This window comes from Desulfocurvus vexinensis DSM 17965 (assembly GCF_000519125.1).
Classification (GTDB): domain Bacteria; phylum Desulfobacterota; class Desulfovibrionia; order Desulfovibrionales; family Desulfovibrionaceae; genus Desulfocurvus; species Desulfocurvus vexinensis.
The window spans coordinates 71,764-91,071 of sequence record NZ_KI912583.1; the positions used below are offsets into that span (position 1 = coordinate 71,764).

Genomic DNA, 19,308 nt, shown 5'->3' on the forward strand with positions numbered 1-19,308 from the left:
CATGAAAAGTACCCGCACCGCCATTCTGCGCCGCCTGGAAGCCCTGTACACGCGCATGGCCCAGGACTACGAAGCCGCAGCCCAGGGCACGGGCTTCACCTGCGCGGGCTGCGCACAGAACTGCTGCACGAGCCATTTCCAGCACCACACTTATGCGGAATGGCTGTATTTCTTCAAGGGCCTGGACGCCCTGCCCGCCCCCCGGCGCGAGCAGTACATGGACCGCGCCCGGGCCTGCGTGCGCGAAACGCACGAGGCCCTGGCGCGCGGCGAGCGCCCCGCCGTGATGTGCCCGGTCAACGACGACGGGCTGTGCGGCATGTACGCGCACCGGCTGATGATCTGCCGCCTGCACGGGGTGCCGCACCTGCTGGCCGGGCGCGACGGGCAGCCCCAGGCCTACCCCGGCTGCCACCGCTTCCCGGCGGGCAGCACCGCCGCGCCCCTGGACCGCACGCCCCTGTACCGCGACCTGGCGCGCATCGAAATGGACCTGCTGGGCGCCCGCCTGCGCAGCCTGCCCCGGGTGAACTTGACGCTGGCCGAGATGATGGTGCAAGGTCCACCAAGGTTGACCCCCTAACCCAGGACCGCTTCATGCACCGCCCCAAGCACGCCCCGGCCCTGCTGGCCGCCCTCGCCGCCGCCCTGCTGCTCGCGGCCTGCGCGCAGACCAGCGTGAAGCACCTGAACCGCAACGCCTGGGCCACGGACACCGACCTCTCCCTGACCATGCAGTTCTGGCGCTTCGACTACCGCATCAAGGCCCAGGGCAACCAGTTCGCCGTGCGCGGCACCGCCCGGCCCGAAACTGCGGCCCTGCCGCCCACGGCCCGCTGGATCGAGGACCTGTGGCTGGCGGCCTACCTGTGCGACGCGAGCGGCGCCGTCCTGGCCCAGGACCTGCGCGTGGCCGACCCCGGGCCCCTGGCCCCGGGCGTGGGCCTGCCCTTCGCCTTCACCCTGCACCCCGACGCCCTGCCCCCCGCAGGCGAGCTGTACATCACCTTCGGCTACCGCATGAAGCTCGTGCCCGAGGGCCCCGAAGAGGACAAGCCCGCCCGCCAGTTCTCCCCTGCGGAGGTCTTCTTCGCCAGCGAGGGCGCCATCACGCGTTTCTGAACGCCACCCGCCCCGCCCGCCCCACCGCCCAACGCCGCCCGCGCCGCCCCGCCCAAGCCGCGCGACCCTGTTGTCGCCCCGCCGGAAAAGGGCTACATTCCCGAGTATACCAGGCCCGGCCCGCGCGCCCGCCGCGCGGCCCCGCCAAGGGAGGCAGGCATGGCCCAGAAGAAGACGACCTTCCTGGTCAGGAACTTTCTCAAATATTCCGTGATATTCGGAGAAGGTTCCAAGGGGGACACCGCCTACCTGCTCAAGGAAGGCCGGGTGGAAATCTCCAAGATGATCGACGGCAAGAAGAAGGTCTTCGCCATCCTCTCGCCCATCTCCATGTTCGGCGAAATGGCCATCCTGCTCGGCGACGAAAAGCGCACCGCCACCGCCGTGGCCCTGGAGGACGCCAAGGTCGTGGAGATCAAGCGCCACGATTTCGAGGAGTTCGTGCGCCAGTCGCCGCCGATGATCGGCACCCTGGTCACGGTGCTGGTGCACCGCCTCAAGACCGCCACGGCCAAGGCCCTGCGCGTGCCCAACCTGTTCTTCGGCGTCTGCCACACCCTGGCGCTCATGGCCGGGCACGGCGTGACGGCCCTGAACTACCTGGACACCCTGTCGTCCCTGGCTGCGGCCTTCAACGTCGGCAAGGAGCACATCGAGGCCGTGCTGGGCACCCTGGCCGAGGACGGCCTGCTGGCCTTCGAGGTCAACGAGCAGCACGAGCGGATGATCCTGGTCAAACAGACGGAAGACCTCCCGGCCATCGCCGCCGAGCGGCGCAAGGCCGCCCAGGAGTAGGCGCGCGGGCGCGGGGCCCCGCCTTGCCCCCGCCCGCGTCCCGCGCGGAACCAGCAAGCATGGAGCGGTGAGCCTGCATGACCCGCACCCCGAAAAACGACTGCGCCCAGGACCCCGTGGCCTCGGGGGCCCAGGCCATCGCCCGGCGCATCCGCGACAAGGCGGGCGCCTACGCCCGCTACGATTTCAGCGAGGCCCAGAGCGGCGCGCTGAACATCTTCTTCGACCTGGTCCAGGAGTTCGACGCCGAGGAGGACTTCCACGCCGTGTGCGTCCTGGTCCCGCACGAGCTGTTCGGGCTGGGCAGCGCCCTGTACCTGGTCACGCGCGACCTCTCCCTGCGCTGCGCCCAGGCCAGCGGGCCGGGGGCCGTTGCCCCCCGGCGGGCCCTGGCCGGGCTGCGCGGGGCCCCGGCCCAGCCCGCCGAGGGCGACGGCCACCTCTACCTGCCCATCCGGGCCAATGCGGAGCACGTGCAGCAGCTGCCCTTCGACCCGCCCGGGGGCGTCATCGGCTGCCTGGAGCTGTTCCCCGCCGCACGCCTGGCCGGGGGCGACGGCCTGTTCTGGGAGAAGTACGCCAACCGCATCGGCTTCCAGATGCACAACCGCATCGTGCAGGGCGCCAACCGCCGCCACCTGCGCTTCATCCGCAACCTGGCCAAGGACATCGGGCACAACGTCATCGTGCCCAACATGTACTTCAAGCTGTTCTTCAACCGCCTGAAGCGGACCATCGACCAGCTGGGCGAGGTGCCCGGGCGCCACGCCGCGCCCTCGTCGGAGTCGCGCCGCGAGATCCTGGCCCTGCACGAAGCCCTGCGCGAGCAGTACGACGAGATCTCGCGCCACTACGAGCAGACCAGCCTGTACCTGGAAACCCTGCTGCGCCAGAGCCATTTCGAGAAGGGCCACTACGTGCTGGAGCGCCGGGCCTGCCACGTGCCGACCCAGATCATCGCCCCGCAGCTGCACCAGTTCCTGCCGCGCTTCCAGGAGCGGGGCATCGCCGTGACGCCCTGCCCCGACTGCGCCGACGACCCGGGCCTGACCCTGTCCGTGGACGTGGGGCTCATCGCCCAGGTCTTCTCCAACCTGTTCTCCAACGCCCTGAAATACACGGCCCCGCCGCCGGACGGCGGGCCCAAGGCCCTGGTCTGCTCCGCCAGCCACGCCCCGGGCCGCCTGGGGCGCGGGCGCGACGCCGTGGACTTCAGCATCTTCACCACCGGCACGCCCCTGGCCCCTGCGGACGGCGCCCGGCTCTTCGAGGCGGGCTTCCGCGCCGGGGACAATCTGGCCGACGGCACGGGCCACGGCCTGTTCTTCGTGCGCCAGATCGTGGAGCTGCACGGGGGCCGCGCCCTGTACGAGGCCGTGCCCGGGGGCAACGTCTTCCACGTCCTGCTGCCGGCCCGGGCCCCGGAGGAGGCCCCGCCATGACCGCCGGGCCCGCCGCGCCGCTGCTGTTGTCCGTGGAGGACGACCCCCAGGTGCGCGCCTCCATCGTCACCTGGCTCGAAGACAGCGGCTACCGGGTCGTGGAGGCCGCAGACGGCCCCGCAGGCCTGGCGGCCTTCCGGGCCCACGCGCCGGACCTGGTGCTGCTGGACATGGGCCTGCCCGGGCTCCCGGGCATGGAGGTGCTGCGGGCCATGGCCGCCGAATCGCCCCGGACCCCGGTGGTCGTTGTTTCGGCCAACGCGGCCATCACCGACGCCATCGGCGCCTTCAAGGCCGGAGCCTGGGACTACGTGACCAAGCCCGTCCTGAACTTCGACGTGCTGGAACAGACCATCCGCAACTGCCTGGAGCGCCGGGCCCTGCGCGAGGAGGTCCGCCGCGTCCAGGAGCGCCACCGGACCCTGCTGCAAAGCGTGCCGGTCATCGTCTTCACCCTGGGCCCGGGCGCGGACCTGGAATTCATCAACGGCACCTGCCAGGCCATCACCGGCTACAGCCCGCAGCAGGCCCTGGCCGAGCCCGGCTGGCTGCTGGCCCACACCCACCCCGACGACCGGGCGGCCCTGGCCCAGGCCCTGGAGGCCGCGCGCGCCGGACCGGCGGGGGCCCTGCACACGGACTTCCGCTTCACCCACCGCCAGGGCTACACCCTGCACCTGCGCGCCCGGGGCCTGGAGCGCGGGGCCGACGCACCCGGCGCCGTGGCCGGGGTCATCGCCGACCTCACCGAGTCGGTCTTCCTGGAAAAAATGCTCGTGCAGCGCGAGAAGCTGAACACCCTGGGAGCCGTGACGGCGGAGCTGGCCCACGAAATCCGCAATCCGCTGACCTCCCTGGGCGGCTTCGCCCGCCGCCTGGCCGAGGCGCACCCCGACCTCAAGGAGGCGGGCATCATCCTGGAGCAGGCCCTGCGCCTGGAACACCTGCTGGAACGCATCACGGCCTACGCGGCCCCGGTGCCGGTGCGCATGCAGCGCGCCAGCCTGACGGCCCTGTTGACCTTCTGCCTGGACCGCCTCTCCCCGGCCCTGGCGCGCCGCAGGCTGGCCCTGCGCCTGCGCCTGGACCCCGCCCTGCCCGACGTGCACACCGACCCCGACCTGCTCACCGAGACCCTGGCCGCCGTCCTCTCGCGCCTGGCCGAGGGCATGGGCGCCCAGGCCGCGCTGACCGTTTCCACCCGCGCCCTGGCCGGGCACGCCCGGCTGGACCTGGACCTCGACGACCCCGCCCTGGCCGAAGCCGCCGAGGCCGCCGCCTCGGGCGAGCGCCTGCTGATGCCCTTCGAGGAGGGCGGGGCCACCCTGGGCCCGGCCCTGGCCCACCGCAACGTGAAAAGCCTGGGCGGCCACCTGGCCCTTACCCCGCGCCCCAGGGGCCTGACGGTCACGGTGTCCCTGCCCCTGGCCGACGCGCAGCGCCAAGCCCCCTAGCCCGGGCCGGGCGCCGGAGAGCACGCGGCCCCCGCCCCCGCAAAGGGGACGGGGGCCGCGCGGCGCACGGGCCCGGACCGCCGGGCGCCTCAGTTGCGGGTGATGACGTGCACCTCGCGCTGGGGGAAGGGGATGGAAATGCCCGCTTCGTCCAGGGCGGCCTTGATCGCCTCGGTCAGGTCGAAGCGCGTGCCCCAGTAGTCCGCCGTGCGCACCCAGGGCCGGACCACGAGATTCACGCTGGAATCGGCCAGCTCGGCCACGGCGATCTGCGGGGCCGGGTCGGTGAGCACGCGGGGCTCGCGCGCCAGGACCTCGGCCACCACGGCCTTGGCCCGGGCCATGTCGTCGCCGTAGCCGATGCTCACGATGAGGTCGATGCGCCGGGTGTCGTTGGCCGTGGCGTTGCGGATGATCTCGCCGGTGACCTTGGCGTTGGGCACCAGGATGCGCTGGTTGTCGGCGGTGGCCAGCACGGTGGCCGTCAGGCTGATGGACTTCACCGTGCCCTGGACCCCGGCCACCTCGATGTAGTCGCCCAGGGTGAAGGGCCGCAGCAGGATGAGCATGACCCCCGAGGAAACGTTGGAGAGGTTGTCCTTCATGGCCAGGCCGATGGCCAGGCCCAGGGAGCCGACCACGGCCAGGAACGAGGTGGTGTCCACGCCGATGCGGCTGATGGCCGCCAGCAGCACGGCCACGGCGATGGCCCAGTAGACCAGGTTGCCCAGGAACTCCACCAGCAGCGGGTCCACCTTGCGGTGAGCCAGGGCGGCCCGCGCCAGGGAGCGCACCCGCCGCCCGACCCACAGGCCGATAAGGATGATGAGCACAGCCAGCACGAGCTGGGCGCCGTAGGCCGCGATCCAGGTCAGGGCCATTTCCTGGTAGCGGCCGAGTTCCGCCACCCCTTGCGCGAGATCATCCATGCCATGTCCTCCTGTCTGGTTTGGGGCTGTCCAGCCCATGGCAGACTACACCCGCCGCGCCGCCCGGGCAATCCCGTTTTCCGATGGAACGACTTGACAAGCCCGCCCTAGTCAGGAATTATTCCTGATAAGAAAGCACACCAAAGGAGCAACCCATGCAGGATCAGGTACTGAAAGTTCTGGAAGAGGCGGGCAAGCCCCTGCGCCCCGGCGACATCGCCAAGGCCCTGGGCGCGGATGCCAAGGACGTGTCCAAGGCCATCGACGCCCTGAAAAAGGCCGGAAAGATCAACTCGCCCAAGCGCTGCTTCTACGCCCCGGCCTAGGCGCGACGCGACGGCAGCAGCGGCGCGTGGCGCCCGCCCAGGGGCCGACGCCGGACCCCGGGCGGAGGCTGGGCGCCCACCCGATGCCAGCCCGCACCACGGCCCCGGGAGGGGCTTGACGCCCCGAGCCCGAAAACGCCAAGGCCCGCACCCCATGCATTGGGGTGCGGGCCTTGCCCTGTCTGGTGCCCGGGCCACCCGGCGGGCGCCCTGCACGGGGCGCGGGACGCGGGCGGTCGCCGGGCGCCCGCCTAGACCGCCTGCCCCAGCAGGCGCTGTTCCTTGGTGGAAAGCAGGCTGTCCATGTCCAGCAGGATGAGCAGGCGGTCCTCCAGCTTGCCCACGCCGCTGATGTAGTCGGACTCGATGCCCGCCACCACGGGCGGCGGCGGCTCGATGGTGTTGCGCGGCAGGCGCAGCACCTCGGACACGCTGTCCACCACGAACCCGGTGACCACGCCGTTCATGTCGATGACGATGATCCGCGTGCGGCTGTCGTGGTCCTTGCGCTCCAGGCCGAAGCGCTTGCGCATGTCGATGATGGGGATGACCCTGCCGCGCAGGTTGACCACGCCCTCCACGAAGTCCGGCGCGCTGGGCACGCGGGTCATCTCCATGGAGCGCACGATCTCCTGGACCTTCAGGATCTCCACGCCGAATTCCTCGCCGCCGATGGAAAAGGTGACAAGCTGGAGCTGATCGCTCACGCCGTCGCCGAACTGGGTCGGCCTGCTCATGGTCTCCCCCGTATTTCGCGTTGTGCTCCCGGTATTCCAGGCTCCACGGTAGCGCATTGCCCCGGCGCGCGCAACAGGGGGCCGCACGGCCCTACATCCGGCGGTCCAGGGTCCGGCAGTTGACGGCCTCGGCCAGGTGGGCGGCGCCGATGGCCTGCGCGCCTTCCAGGTCGGCGATGGTCCGGGCGATGCGCAGGATGCGCACATAGGCCCGGGCGGACAGGCCCAGGGTCTGCACGGCGCGGCGCAAAAAGTCGTGCTCCGTGCCGCCCAGGGCGCAGTGCTCCTCCAGCAGGGCGCCGGAAAGGGCCGCGTTGGTCATGCCCGCAGAGCCCGGGGCGCCCGGGGCGGCCGCGTAGCGTGCGGCCTGCACGGCGCGGGCCGCCCCGATGCGCGCGCGCATGGTCGCCGAGTCCACCCCGCCCGAGGTCTGGCGCAGGTCGTCGTAGGGCACGGCGGGCACCTCCACGTGCAGGTCGATGCGGTCCATGAGCGGGCCGGACACGCGGCCCCGGTAGCGTAGCACGTCTTCGGCGCGGCAGATGCACTGGTGGCGCGGGTCGCCGTAGTGCCCGCAGGGGCAGGGGTTCATGGCCGCCACGAGCATCAGGTCCGCCGGGTAGGTCAGGGTCATGGCGGCGCGCGAGATGGTCACCCGCCCGGCCTCCAGGGGCTGGCGCAGCACTTCGAGCACGCTTTTCTTGAACTCGGGCAGCTCGTCCAGGAAGAGCACCCCGCGATGGGCCAGGCTGACCTCGCCCGGGCGCGGGTAGGCCCCGCCGCCGATGAGCCCGGCGTCGGAAATGGTATGATGCGGGCTGCGGAAGGGCCGCGCCACCTTCAGGGCCTCGCCGTCCAGCAGCCCGGCCACGGAGTAGACCTTGGTCACCTCCAGGGCCTCCTCGAAGCACAGCGGCGGCAGCACCGAGGGGATGCGGCTGGCGAGCATGGTCTTGCCCGAGCCGGGCGGGCCGATGAACAGCAGGTTGTGTTACATTTATTTTTCAACTATAGTCTGCTCATGAAGAACAAAAAACCCCAAGCTTACAGCTACATACGAATGTCGACTGAAATCCAGCTAAAGGGCGATAGTTTAAGACGTCAACTTGAAGCAACCCGCACATACGCTCAAGGGCGGGGGTTGGAACTAGACGAAGAACTCACCGACATTGGTAAATCAGGATACACGCAAGACAACCTTGAAACAGGCGCATTGGGCAAGTTCATGGAACTCGTCCGCATCGGGGAAATACCTGCTGGCTCATTTTTGATTATTGAAAGCCTTGACCGGCTGTCCCGGGCAAAACCGCTTTCGGCTTTTCGGTTGTTCAGTGAAATAGTCGAACATGGATTAACCATTGTTACACTCCATGACAAACAAGAATACACTGAAGAAAGCCTGAACAGGGACCACGGGTCTTTATTTGTTTCACTAGGATCAATGATCCGCGCCCATGAAGAGTCGGCAATAAAATCTGAAAGGTTAACCCGAGTATGGCGTGAAAAGCAGCGTCAGGCTCGTGAAAACAAAAAACCGGTGACAAGCAAGGCTCCCGCATGGCTTTCGTTGTCTGATGATAAACTTCATTATGTGCTAATGCCTACTCGTTCAGAAGTCATACAACAGGTTTTTGATGATGCTATTTCCGGTTTGGGCAAAAGAAGGATCGCTATTCAGCTTAACGAAGCTGGGGTAAAACCTTGGGGAAAATCAAACGGGTGGCAACCTAGCTACATTGCTAAAATTTTAACTAATCCAGCCACATATGGTCGTTATCAGCCAATGACTGGGAAGCACCCTAACCGTGTGCCTCTCGGTGAGCCGATTGACGGTTACTTCCCTCCTGCGATCAACCGGGAAACTTTTGATTTGGCTCAAGTGATTATCGACAAACGGCGGGTCCAAGGCGTGGCGGGCAGAAGGGGTGCAACGTTCGGAAATCTTTTTTCAAAAGTTGTTTTTTGCGCAGTGTGTGGCGGTAGAATGCGTTTCCGTGATAAGGGCACCCCTCCAAAAGGGCAAAAATATCTTGTCTGTGATGGAAAACTCCGTGGTCTGGGCTGCACTCACAACACCTATCATCGATATGGTTTTTTAGAAAAAAATATGTTGAATGGGCTTTTTCGTGAAATTGACTTAGCAAGTATTGTAAGAGAAAATGAACTACGCCCGGACTTGAAAATTGAACGTGATTTAGTTTCATTTAAGATAAAGGAAAAAACAACACAAGCGGAACTACTATTAGAGTCATTTGATGCAGACTCGATTGAAGTTGTAAAAGAAAAAATAACTGCTCTTCATTTAGAAATATCTGAACTAAAAAAACGTAAGTTACAACTTTCAAAAAGTATCCGTGAACAAGAACATCATACACCAATAGAAGAAAGACTAAATCACATTGAAAAGTTACGCCATAAAATGGCATCCTCAAATGACAATGAACTATATAAAATCCGCGCAGCCATTGCTCAAGAAATCCGGCAAGTTGTTCAACGGATTGTCTTCAAGCCAGACGGCTCCTTGACGGCATATATCGGCGGTGAGGGAACATGTATACCTGATGCAGATGGGGCTATGTATGCATATGATGTTCGAAAAGGCCGAAAGGAATGGATGCGATTTGCGTTAAAAAATGACTAGTGTGCAACTTGACTTGTTCTGCTGACCACCAATGTGGTAGGCCTATCTGTAAAAACCGGCTAAATTTTCCGCAGAAAGGCCCTTGAGGCGTTCAACCCTCCTTGCCCTGTGCGGGAAATGGCTTTTCTTAGCCTCTTCCAATCTTCACCATCTAGCTATCACACCAGTTCTTCAGGGGCAAGATACTGCGGCAACAAGCTTCTTCTCTCATCATCCGACTTCACGCCCGGCAGCTCTTCAAAGAGAAAGTGCAGATATCGCAATGGTTCCAGTCCATTGGCCTTCGCCGTCTCGACCAAGCTGTACAAGGCCGCGCTTGCTGCAGCGCCTCTGGGTGAACCTGAAAAGAGCCAGTTCTTCCGACCAACCGCAAAGGGACGGATGGCGTTTTCGGCCAAATTGTTATCTGGCAGCAAGATTCCGTCTTCAAGATACGTTTCAACTCGTTCCCACTGTCCCAAGGCATAGGCTATAGCCCGCCCGAGAAGGCTTTTGGGCGGCGTGGGCTGTCCCCGCTCCAGAAGCAAGGCCTTTATGGTGTCCATGATCTGACGGGACTGGTTCTGACGCATGGCCTGGATGCGATCCGCATCAAAGCCCGCTTGCCGGGCCTGTTTTTCCAGGCCGTAGAGTTGAGCAATAAGATCGACCACCTCCTGAGCCGTGCCGCGTTTCTTTGTCCCGGCCTTGAGCACGTCCATGAATTTGCGTCGCACGTGCGCCATGCAGCCCACATGGATGATGCCCTCCCGCTCTCCCAGTGCGTTGTACCCCGCATAACCGTCGGTTTGCAGGTAGCCTGAAAAATCGCGCACCAACTCCTCGGCAATCTTGCCGGAACGCGAGGGCGAATAATGAAAGAGTACGCCGGGTTTTCCAGGAGGTCCGCCTCGGGCGAGCCACATATACGATTTGCTCGTGTTCTTCCGGCCAGGTTCTTTCAACACCTGCACCGTGGTTTCATCCAGATTCAAGACCGGCCCAGACAGAATCTCTTCGTGCAGAAGGCCCATGATCGGCTCACAAGCCTCGGCGACCCGCAGAGCCCAGCCGCACATGGTGCTCCGGGAAACATCCAGGCCCAACCTGGCGAACATGCGCTCTTGGCGATAAAACGGCAGCCCGTCCACAAACTTGGAAGCCAGGACATAGGCCAGGAGACCAGGTGTGGCGATGCCCTTGGGAATTACCTGCGGCGGCATAGGGGCTATCTTCACGGTGGGGCTGTCGTCCTCCACGCCCTCGCACTCGCGGCAGGCGTACTTGGGCCGGACGTGGCGCACCACCTGAATCTTTGCCGGAATGAAGTCCACCTTTTCGCTGACCTCTTCACCGATGCGGGTCAAAGGAGAGCCGCAGGGGCACGTCTTGTCCTCTTCAGGCAGGTCGTGAACAACTTCCACACGGGGGAAAGTTGGCGGAATGGGACGCCGACCTCTCTTCCTGCGGGTATGGCTGGGCACGGCGACGGTGCTGTCGTCGGCTTTCAGAAACTCAGCAGCAACAGCCTCCGCCTCGTCAAACAACGAATACTGCCGTTCATTGGCATTGGGCTTGGCTCGACGTTCCGAAGTCGCCGCATGAATGACGGCCTTGAGCCACCGGACCTGCTCCTGCAACTCGGAAATGTATTCGTCCCGGTCGGCAAGGATGGCTTTCAAAGCCTTGGGATCATTTGGCAGGACTGCGTTGCTCATAGAGGTTTTTTACATATAATATACTGAAATGTAAAGATAATAGTCAAAAAATAGTCGAATATTTCAGACTCGGATGGCCCTGCATCCGCGTGGGGTCGAGTCCTTCAAGGAGCCACGAAAGCTCACGTGCCCCAAGCTCCAGGGCCTGCTCCCTGGACTCGGGCCAAAAGAAGCGATGCTTCTCCAACCGCTTCTGCCACAGACAAAACCCGTTGCGATCCCAGTAGAGGATTTTGATGAGCGTCCGGCTTTTGTTGCAAAAGACGAACAGCTGCCCGCTGAAAACATCCATCTCTGGAAGACCGGCGACAAGGAGGGACAGGCCGTTGACGGCCTTGCGCAAATCAGTTGAGCCCAGCACGAGGTAGACCCGTGTGTTTGAATGCAGGATCATGCGAACCGGCCAAGGGTTTCAAGGAGCTTGACGAGGGTGCCCTGGCAAAAGTCGCCTGCCAGCTCTACCTGGTAGCCTGAAGCATGCAAAATGATCGGTTGCTGGATTTCCTTGACCGTGATCTGCTGAACCGGAATCGCAACGATGTCCGGCGTGTTGCCGGAAACATCTTCGCTTTGCTCTAGGAAACGCCGCTTCCAGTGATAAAACGCGCCTGCCGAAAGCTTATGTCTGCGGCAGTATTCGGCTTGCGTCAGCTTGCTCGCACGCCAACCATCGACATGCTTACGCCAAAAATCGGCTGAACGGTGCTTCTTCTGTTGTCGGGATGCCTTGGCCATGAATTCTCCTCCTTGATCTGAAGGGCATCATGGCATTGATGGAGTGGTGCTGTAAGAAGGGGTTTATCGTGCGCTTACCAATGTGACCGAAGCTTCAAAGATCAGCCGTGCGCCTTCCTCGCCGATGCGCTTGCGGAAATAGACCAAGTCTGTGGGGTCGCAGGGAAACTTCCACTGGAAATGCGTCTCGCCGCAGAACGCCTGGTAGTAGGGATTCTGAACCCAAGCCTCGATGACGCGTTCGTCACTCAGGTTCTCGAGTTGCTTGAGGATCATGAGGCCGACCATGAGCCGGATGGGCTTTGCGGGGCGACCATGCTCGCTGTAGAGACCGGAAAACTCTTGCTCGAATCGCTCCCAGGGGATGCGCTTGCCCAACTGAAGCAGCGGATGCTTGGGGTTGAGCTGATCGATGAGGTCTTCGTAGAGGAAATTGCCCTTGTCCTTTCTGGCGGGTTTGGCCTTCATCATCCTTCCCGACCCGGCGACAGCGCGACCGGTTTCTTGCAGAATCACTGCAGTTTCTGGTCGACTATGTTGCATTGATAAGGACATTTTGTCAATTTCTTTCAGTGCATTGCGAGTTTTTCAGGGCCGACTAGATTTATGTGCAGCCAATTCAGATCGAGCATGCCCTCAATCCCTTGAGCCGGAGCCGCCTCCGCCATCCCTCTCGCCGTCGCCTGTGTGGATGACGACGCAAGCAAAGTCGAGATGGCAAGGCCGACCGGCCAAAGCCGGTCGCCCGAAGGGCTTGGCCTTGCTGTCTCGGCTGCTTGCGTCACGCTCGCGGAAAAAACGGCGGGAGGTGAAGAAATCCCTTCGCCGGAGCTTGCGCGTTGATCTGGGGGCGTCGTATGGTAGGTCATATCCGTTGGATAATTTGGTAATCAAAAGGAGGTATGACGCAACCAGGGCGCGTTCATAAGTTTTGACGAAGTCTAAACTGATGAACGCTTATAGTGGCACTAACATGCCGTAACACCAAACACTTCTTCGCCGTTCATTTCCAAACGGCACGCTTTCACATCCAAACACCAGGCTGGAACACAGCACCCCCGCCGGACAAACGACAGGTATCTAGAAATCTGTCGTTGTCGCAATTCCCCCACGGCCACCGCTTATGCGCAGGACGAACGAGCCTGCGTGGTGGCACCCTTTATTGAATGGATTCTCAGGATTTTTCCTTCTGTGGGAAACGGACATTGATTTGTCCCGTGTCGGTTGTTGTGTGGCGCGTTCGCGCCATGGGCAGGTCATTTCCCGGCGAACGGGAAAGGTCCGACCTGCTTTGTCCCGGGGCACTGCCCCGAACTTCATGAAGGAGATCCATATGAAATCCATCAGTCTGGTATGGGGCACGAACAAGGCAACATTGTCCGGTCCGCGCTCGAAACAACATCGGGTCAGACAGAATGCCCGAGCCTTTGCCAAGCGGCTTCGCCGTGCGGGCTTTGGTGTTCAGAAATGGTCCAAGATTTCTAACAAACATTTTGCAGCGGTCGCCGCGCAGATGAAAGACGAAAACGTAGGGGACGGGCGCATTGCCGAAGTCTTTTCGGCGGCCCGTACCCTGTGTGAGACCTATGGCAACGATAGCATCAGCCCGACCAATGACGTGTTCGGGGTGCGCCGTGGAACCATAGCCAATGCCAACAGCAAAGCGGTTGCCCCCGGTTTCGTGCAGGGGGCAATCGACAAGCTGGAAAACGAGCATGGTTATGAATACGGCCCCCGGTGCGCCGCTCAGATCCGTTTGCAATGGGAACTGGGGTTGCGCCGGGAAGAATCGGCCAAGGTCGATCTGGTCAGCGATTGGGATCGCCAAGGGCGCACCCTTCATGTCCAGTATGGGACGAAGGGGGGAAGGCCACGGACGTTGGTCAACTTGTCAGACAGGCAGCAGGCTGCTCTGCAGAGCGCATTACTGTTTGTCAGCCTGTCGGACAGGCCGGGGATCCACAACCTGATGCCTGAAGGTATGGGGGACAAGTGGCAAGAAAAGTTGTCCTACGCGGCCAGGTTGTGCGGTTTCACCAAAAAGGAAAGCGGGTGGACCCTGCACAGCAATCGTCATGAACGATTCTACACCATGTACGTTGCCCATACGGGTTTCCAGCCACCGAATCAGCATGAATCCGTGGCAGCCTTCCAGCAAGCCGCCTACAACGCGGCAGGGGAAGAATGGCCCCGGCTCGATGCCGAAGCCCGTGATGAAATCGAAGTGACCGCAGGGAATTCCGCCGGACGGCGTGATGTATCCGATGCCTACCTAGGCAGCAGTCAGTGAATAGACCCCGCTTCGGCGGGGTTTTTTGGGTCATGAGGTTCCAGGCAGGGCATAAATCAACTCGTTGATTTATGCCCTGCCTGGAACCGCCTTCCCACTCGTCGGCTTGGGGCCGACAAGCGGGAAGGCTTATGCGATAGATGAGCAAGGCTTATTGGGGAACGTATTTGGATTTTACCAAGTGAGACAGGTCCACCCCGTAGTCGAGTTGGGATATGACCTCATCGAAGCACATGGAAGCCGGGAAACGGCTACCGTATCGTTCAGCCGACATTTTCTTGAGCTTGTGCCCAAAGGTTTGTTCGAATGGGTCGCCCTGCATTTTCTTTGAAATCCCCCAGCAAAGCTGGGGGATTTCTCATCGGACTAAAAAAATAAATGTATCACAACAAAAGCAGGTTGTGGCCCCCGGCGGCGGCGATCTCGATGGCCCGCTTGGCGTGCTCCTGGCCCTTGACCTCGGCGAAATCCAGGGGGAAGGCCTCGCGCGCGGCCCACAGGGCGGCGAGGTTGCCGGGCTCGGGCTCGGCCTGCTGCTCGCCAGCCAAAAAGCGCACGGCCTCGGCCAGGGTGCCCAGGCCGTAGACCGCCACGCCCTCGACCACGGCGGCCTCGGCGGCGTTGGCCCGGGGCACGATGATGCCGCGCGCGCCCTCGTCGCGGGCCAGGGTCGCCAGGGGCAGCACCCCGGGCACGGCCTTGAGCTCCCCGGCCAGGGAAAGCTCCCCGGCCAGGAACCAGCCCGAGGCGCGCGCCGCGTCCAGCACCCCGGCGCCCGCCAGCAGGCCCACGGCCAGGGGCAGGTCGTAGCCGCTGCCCGCCTTGCGCACGTCCGCCGGGGCGAGGTTCACGGTGATGCGCGCGGGCGGCAGGCGGAAGCCCGAGTTCTTGAGCGCCGAGAACACGCGCTCCTTGGACTCGCGCACCGCGCCCTCAGCGAGCCCGACCATGCTGAAGGCGGGCATGCCCTGGCGCGAGAAGTCCACTTCCAGGTCCACGCGGTAGGCGTCGATGCCGTGCAGGGCGGCGGTGGCGATGGCGGCGAGCACGAGAAATCTCCGGGCATATCGTCAGGTTGGTATCGACCCGTGTATCCGCAAAGCGGCCCGGGCGCAAGGGTTGCGCGCCCGGCGCCCGCGCGGGCTTTGCATTTACGGCCCCGTTGCCGTATGGGGAACCAATCTCCTCCCCCAAGAGGCCCCATGCGCCTGGATATCTACACCCTCATCGCCGTCTCCGCGTCCGCCGCCACCCTGTTCGGGCTGGGGCTGTTCCTGTTCCAGACGGCACAGCGGACCTTCCGGGGCCTGCCCTGCTGCGGGGCGTCGTTCCTGGCCTTCGGCATCGGCTCGGCCCTGGTGGCCCTGCGCGGAACCGTGCCGGACTGGGCCTCCATCATCCTGCCCAACGCCATGCTGGTGGCCGGGCTGGCCTGCATGGACGAAGGGCTGTCGCAGTTCGTGCGGGGCCGCGCCGGGCACCGCCGGACCGGGCTCGTGGTCGTCCTGCTGGCTGCGGCCATCAGCCATCACTACAGCGCCGTCCAGCCCGACCTGCAGGCCCGCATCGTCAGCTTCAGCCTGGCCATGGCCGTGCTGGGCGTCCTGTGCGCCCGCAGCGTGCTCGACTCCGGGGGCAGGCCCCGCCTGCCCTCGCAGTGGTTCACGGCCCTGGTCTGCACGCTGACTGCGGCGAGTTCGCTGCTGCGCGCGGGGCTGACCATGCTGTACCACCCGGGCGACTCCCTGCTGCTGGCGGGCCCCATCCAGACCCTGAGCGTCCTGGCCTACCTGATCTTCCTGCTCGGCTGCGCCTTCGGCATCGCCTGGATGAGCGTGCAGCGCTACGAGGCCCGGCTGCTGGAGCTGGCCGAGCGCGACCCGCTGACCGGGCTCTTCAACCGCCGGGCCCTGGAAGAGCGCGCCCGGCGCGAGGTGCTCCTGGCCCAGCGCACCGGGCGGCCCCTGTCCCTCGTGCTTTTCGACGTGGACGACTTCAAGGCCATCAACGATACCCACGGCCACAAGGCCGGGGACCGGGTGCTCCAGGCCCTGGCCCGGGCCATCGGCCAGGGCGTGCGCGGCCACGACATCGTGGCCCGCTACGGGGGCGAGGAATTCCTGGTGCTGCTGCCCGACACCGACGGCGACCGGGCTGCGGAGCTGGCCGAACGCCTGCGCCGCGCCCTGCGCGGGCTGGGGCTGGCCGAGAGCGGGCAGCCCGTGCCCGTGGCGGCCAGCTGCGGGGTGGCCTCCCTGGGCGAGCCCGAGGAGGACTGGGACGGGCTGGTGGTCGCCGCCGACCGGGCCCTGTACCGGGCCAAGCAGGCCGGCAAGAACCGCGTGGTCCGCGCCGGGGCCGCCCCGGCCTGAGCCGCCCCCGGCCCGCAACGCCAGGCGGCCCGCCTCCCCCGGGGGAGGCAGGCCGCCTGCGTTGGCCGGGGCCGCGCGGCGCGGGGCGCGCTACTCCACGGCCCTGCCCAGGCGCTCCAGGCGCACGGGCGGGAAGCCGCTCCAGTCGGTGACGTAGCTGCCGGGGCGGCGCGGGTCGGGCTTGGTTTTCCACGACCAGTAGATGCGCCAGGCCTTGCCGACCATGGCCTGACGGTCCACGAAGCCCCAGAAGCGCGAGTCCTGCGAGTTGTTACGGTTGTCGCCGAGCATGAAGTACTTGCCCTCGGGCACGGTGACGGGCCCGAAGTCGCGGGCCATGAAGCCCCCCGAGCCCGGCAGGCCGGAGAGGTAGGGCTCGTCCACGGGCTGGCCGTTGCGGATGACGTGGTTGTCGCGCACCTCGATGGTGTCGCCGGGCAGGCCGATGCAGCGCTTGATGAAGTCCTTGCTGGGGTCCTTGGGGTACTCGAAGACGATGACGTCGCCGAACTCGGGGTCGGACAGGGGCACCAGGGTCCAGTCCGTGAAGGGCACCTTGATGCCGTAGATGAACTTGTTCACCAGCAGGTGGTCGCCGATCTGCAACGTCTGCAGCATGGAGCCCGACGGGATCTTGAAGGCCTGGACCACGAAGGAGCGGATGAACAGGGCCAGGATCAGGGCAAAGAGCAGTGCCTCAACCCACTCGCGCAACACTTTGGACCATTTGGGTTCCATGCGTCCTTTCTCCATGCCGGGCGCGCCCCAGACGGGCGGCCCCGCAAACACGTCCGGCGGCACGCACCGCCGGGCGGAGGGTTCCGGTTTCTAGTCTTCCCCGGCCTTCAGGGCCGCCAGGAAGGCTTCCTGGGGGATTTCCACGTTGCCCATGCGCTTCATGCGCTTCTTGCCCTCTTTCTGCTTTTCCAGCAGCTTGCGCTTTCTGGTGATGTCGCCGCCGTAGCACTTGGCGGTGACGTTCTTGCGCAGGGGGGGGTTGCGCTCGCGGGCGATGATGCGCTGGCCGATGGCGGCCTGCACGATGACCTCGAACAACTGGCGCGGAATGGCGTGCTTGAGCTTGAGGGCCACGGCGCGGCCATAGCGCGTGGCCCGCTCGCGGTGCACGATGATCGACAGGGCGTCCACGGGGTCGCCGTTGATCATCATGTCCAGCTTCACCAGGTCCGCCTCGCGGAAGTCGATGACCTCGTAGTCCAGCGAGGCGTAGCCCTTGGTGATGGACTTGAGCTTGTCGAAAAAGTCGAAGACCACCTCGGCAAAGGGCAGCTCGTAGGTGATCATCACCCGCGTGGCCGTCAGGTAGCGCATGTCCTTCTGGATGCCGCGCTTCTCCTCGCACAGTTTGAGCACGCCGCCCACGTATTCGTTGGGCACGTGGATCTCCATGCGCGCGTAGGGCTCGGCCAGGCTGGCGATCTTCTGCACGTCGGGCAGCTTGCTCGGGTTGTCGATGAGCAGCTCCTCGCCGGCGAGGGTCGTCACCTTGTAGGCCACCGACGGCGCGGTGGTGATCAACCGGGCCTCGAACTCGCGCTCCAGGCGCTCCTGGATGATCTCCATGTGCAAAAGGCCCAGGAACCCGGCCCGGAAGCCGAAGCCCAGGGCCTGGGAGGTCTCGGGCTCGTACCAGAAGGCCGCGTCGTTCAGCTGGAGCTTCTCCAGGGCGGCCTTGAGGGTTTCGTATTCGGCGGGCTCCACGGGGTACAGCCCGCAGAAGACCATGGGCTTGATGGTCTTGAAGCCCGGGAAGCGCTCGGCGCAGGGGCGCTTGGCGTCGGTGATGGTGTCGCCCACGGGCGCGTCGGACAGCTCCTTCATGCTCGCGCACAGGAAGCCGACCTCCCCGGGGCCCAGGCGCTGCACGTCCTTGGCATCGGGGGAGAACACGCCGACGTTGGTGACCTCGAAGCGGCGGCCCGTGGAGAAGATCTGGATCTTCTGGCCCACGAAGACCTCGCCGTCGAGCACGCGGAAGAGCACCGTGACCCCGCGGTAGGTGTCGTACCACGAGTCGAAGATCAACGCCTTGAGGGGCGCCTCGGGGTCGCCCTCGGGGGCGGGCAGGCGCGCGACGATGGCTTCGAGCACCTGGTCCACGCCCAGGCCCGTCTTGGCCGAAACGGCCAGGGCGTCCTTGCAGTCCAGGCCCACGATCTCCTCGATCTGGGCCTTGACGCCGTCGGGGTCCGCGCTGGGCAGGTCGATCTTGTTCAGGACCGGGACGATCTCCAGGTTGTGGTCCAGGGCCAGGTACACGTTGGCCAGGGTCTGGGCCTCCACGCCCTGGGTGGCGTCCACCACCAAAAGCGCGCCCTCGCAGGCCGCCAGGGACCGCGAGACCTCGTAGGAGAAGTCCACGTGCCCGGGGGTGTCGATGAGGTTCAAAATATACTGGCGCCCGTCCGCCGCGCGGTAGGGGATGCGCACGGTCTGGGCCTTGATGGTGATGCCGCGCTCGCGCTCGAGCTCCATGCGGTCCAGGTACTGCTCGCGCCGCTCCCGCTCGGACACCAGGCCCGTCAGCTCCAGGATGCGGTCGGCCAGGGTGGACTTGCCGTGGTCGATGTGCGCGATGATGCTGAAGTTGCGAATGGTGGTGATCTTGGTCATGTGCTTGAACCCGCCAGGGGAGTCTTCGCCTCCGGGGGCCGGGCCGGGACGTGGGCACCTTGTAAGGCATTTGCGACCGGAAGTCTAATGCTTCGCGCCGCCGTCCGCCGGGCGCTGGGCGCCGCCTGCCGAAG

18 protein-coding genes and 2 pseudogenes are annotated in these 19,308 nt (G+C 64.5%); 9 read left to right on the forward strand and 11 right to left on the reverse strand.

The genetic code is table 11. The features are described from left to right. Position 1: 1 nt before the first annotated feature. The 5 genes from G495_RS0116400 (at position 2) to G495_RS0116420 (ending at position 4,813) form a co-directional block, all read left to right on the forward strand. The gene (locus tag G495_RS0116400; protein WP_028588647.1) at positions 2-583 is read left to right on the forward strand and encodes a hypothetical protein; all 582 of its coding nucleotides are present in this window, start codon (positions 2-4) and stop codon (positions 581-583) included. A 14-nt stretch (positions 584-597) separates the two neighbouring features. After that, positions 598-1,122, forward strand: a complete 525-nt coding sequence (locus G495_RS19915; protein WP_051445499.1) for a hypothetical protein — start codon at positions 598-600, stop codon at positions 1,120-1,122. A 159-nt stretch (positions 1,123-1,281) separates the two neighbouring features. Beyond that, positions 1,282-1,917 (forward strand): Crp/Fnr family transcriptional regulator, encoded by a 636-nt coding sequence (locus G495_RS20715; protein WP_051445500.1) that lies wholly within the window; start codon positions 1,282-1,284, stop codon positions 1,915-1,917. A 77-nt stretch (positions 1,918-1,994) separates the two neighbouring features. Continuing rightward, positions 1,995-3,359 carry a sensor histidine kinase gene (locus G495_RS0116415; RefSeq protein WP_028588648.1) on the forward strand — a complete coding sequence of 455 codons (1,365 nt, stop codon included), beginning with the start codon at positions 1,995-1,997 and terminating at the stop codon, positions 3,357-3,359. Continuing rightward, positions 3,356-4,813, forward strand: a complete 1,458-nt coding sequence (locus G495_RS0116420) for a response regulator (protein WP_028588649.1) — start codon at positions 3,356-3,358, stop codon at positions 4,811-4,813. Before G495_RS0116415 ends, G495_RS0116420 begins: the two co-directional genes overlap by 4 nt. Positions 4,814-4,902: 89 nt before the next feature. Here the strand turns inward: G495_RS0116420 and G495_RS0116425 are convergent, their stop codons facing one another. After that, positions 4,903-5,742 (reverse strand): mechanosensitive ion channel family protein, encoded by an 840-nt coding sequence (locus G495_RS0116425; RefSeq protein ID WP_028588650.1) that lies wholly within the window; start codon positions 5,740-5,742, stop codon positions 4,903-4,905. Positions 5,743-5,897: 155 nt separating this feature from the next. On the opposite strand from G495_RS0116425, the gene G495_RS0116430 reads away from it, so the two are divergent. Continuing rightward, the gene (locus G495_RS0116430) at positions 5,898-6,068 is read left to right on the forward strand and encodes a helix-turn-helix domain-containing protein (RefSeq protein WP_028588651.1); all 171 of its coding nucleotides are present in this window, start codon (positions 5,898-5,900) and stop codon (positions 6,066-6,068) included. A gap of 251 nt (positions 6,069-6,319) precedes the next feature. Here the strand turns inward: G495_RS0116430 and G495_RS0116435 are convergent, their stop codons facing one another. Continuing rightward, positions 6,320-6,805 carry a chemotaxis protein CheW gene (locus G495_RS0116435; RefSeq protein ID WP_028588652.1) on the reverse strand — a complete coding sequence of 162 codons (486 nt, stop codon included), beginning with the start codon at positions 6,803-6,805 and terminating at the stop codon, positions 6,320-6,322. 91 nt (positions 6,806-6,896) lie between these two features. Further along, a pseudogene (locus G495_RS19925) lies at positions 6,897-7,796 on the reverse strand (YifB family Mg chelatase-like AAA ATPase); the annotation flags it as partial. 30 nt (positions 7,797-7,826) lie between these two features. Here G495_RS19925 and G495_RS21945 point away from each other — a divergent pair. Beyond that, the gene (locus G495_RS21945) at positions 7,827-9,446 is read left to right on the forward strand and encodes a recombinase family protein (RefSeq protein WP_156939754.1); all 1,620 of its coding nucleotides are present in this window, start codon (positions 7,827-7,829) and stop codon (positions 9,444-9,446) included. A 158-nt stretch (positions 9,447-9,604) separates the two neighbouring features. Here G495_RS21945 and tnpC read toward each other — a convergent pair whose 3' ends face one another. From tnpC to G495_RS22145, 5 genes and pseudogenes are all read right to left on the reverse strand, one after another. Then, positions 9,605-11,143, reverse strand: a complete 1,539-nt coding sequence (tnpC, locus tag G495_RS0116445; RefSeq protein WP_028588653.1) for an IS66 family transposase — start codon at positions 11,141-11,143, stop codon at positions 9,605-9,607. Positions 11,144-11,186: 43 nt separating this feature from the next. Then, positions 11,187-11,537, reverse strand: a complete 351-nt coding sequence (tnpB, locus tag G495_RS0116450) for an IS66 family insertion sequence element accessory protein TnpB (protein ID WP_028588654.1) — start codon at positions 11,535-11,537, stop codon at positions 11,187-11,189. Then, a complete protein-coding gene (gene tnpA / locus G495_RS21950; protein ID WP_156939755.1) occupies positions 11,534-11,878 on the reverse strand; it encodes an IS66 family insertion sequence element accessory protein TnpA in 345 nt (114 codons plus the stop codon). The genes tnpB and tnpA overlap by 4 nt, the downstream gene beginning before the upstream one ends. A gap of 78 nt (positions 11,879-11,956) precedes the next feature. Further along, positions 11,957-12,346: pseudogene (locus G495_RS19930) on the reverse strand (transposase); the annotation flags it as partial. A 101-nt stretch (positions 12,347-12,447) separates the two neighbouring features. After that, the gene (locus G495_RS22145) at positions 12,448-12,747 is read right to left on the reverse strand and encodes a hypothetical protein (RefSeq protein WP_169734412.1); all 300 of its coding nucleotides are present in this window, start codon (positions 12,745-12,747) and stop codon (positions 12,448-12,450) included. Between the two features lie 464 nt (positions 12,748-13,211). Here G495_RS22145 and G495_RS21475 point away from each other — a divergent pair, with 464 nt between their 5' ends. Next, on the forward strand, positions 13,212-14,168 hold the full coding sequence (locus G495_RS21475) for an integrase domain-containing protein (protein WP_084458424.1): 957 nt from the start codon (positions 13,212-13,214) through the stop codon (positions 14,166-14,168). A 383-nt stretch (positions 14,169-14,551) separates the two neighbouring features. Here the strand turns inward: G495_RS21475 and G495_RS19935 are convergent, their stop codons facing one another. After that, a complete protein-coding gene (locus G495_RS19935) occupies positions 14,552-15,217 on the reverse strand; it encodes a magnesium chelatase domain-containing protein (protein ID WP_035252858.1) in 666 nt (221 codons plus the stop codon). Positions 15,218-15,370: 153 nt separating this feature from the next. Here G495_RS19935 and G495_RS0116465 point away from each other — a divergent pair, with 153 nt between their 5' ends. Then, positions 15,371-16,540, forward strand: a complete 1,170-nt coding sequence (locus G495_RS0116465; protein ID WP_028588655.1) for a GGDEF domain-containing protein — start codon at positions 15,371-15,373, stop codon at positions 16,538-16,540. A gap of 90 nt (positions 16,541-16,630) precedes the next feature. On the opposite strand, the gene lepB is transcribed toward G495_RS0116465, so the two are convergent. Beyond that, positions 16,631-17,278 carry a signal peptidase I gene (gene lepB / locus G495_RS19940; protein WP_051445501.1) on the reverse strand — a complete coding sequence of 216 codons (648 nt, stop codon included), beginning with the start codon at positions 17,276-17,278 and terminating at the stop codon, positions 16,631-16,633. 90 nt (positions 17,279-17,368) lie between these two features. Beyond that, positions 17,369-19,174, reverse strand: coding sequence for a translation elongation factor 4 (gene lepA, locus G495_RS0116475; protein ID WP_028588656.1), 1,806 nt, complete (start codon positions 19,172-19,174; stop codon positions 17,369-17,371). Positions 19,175-19,308 lie beyond the last annotated feature (134 nt).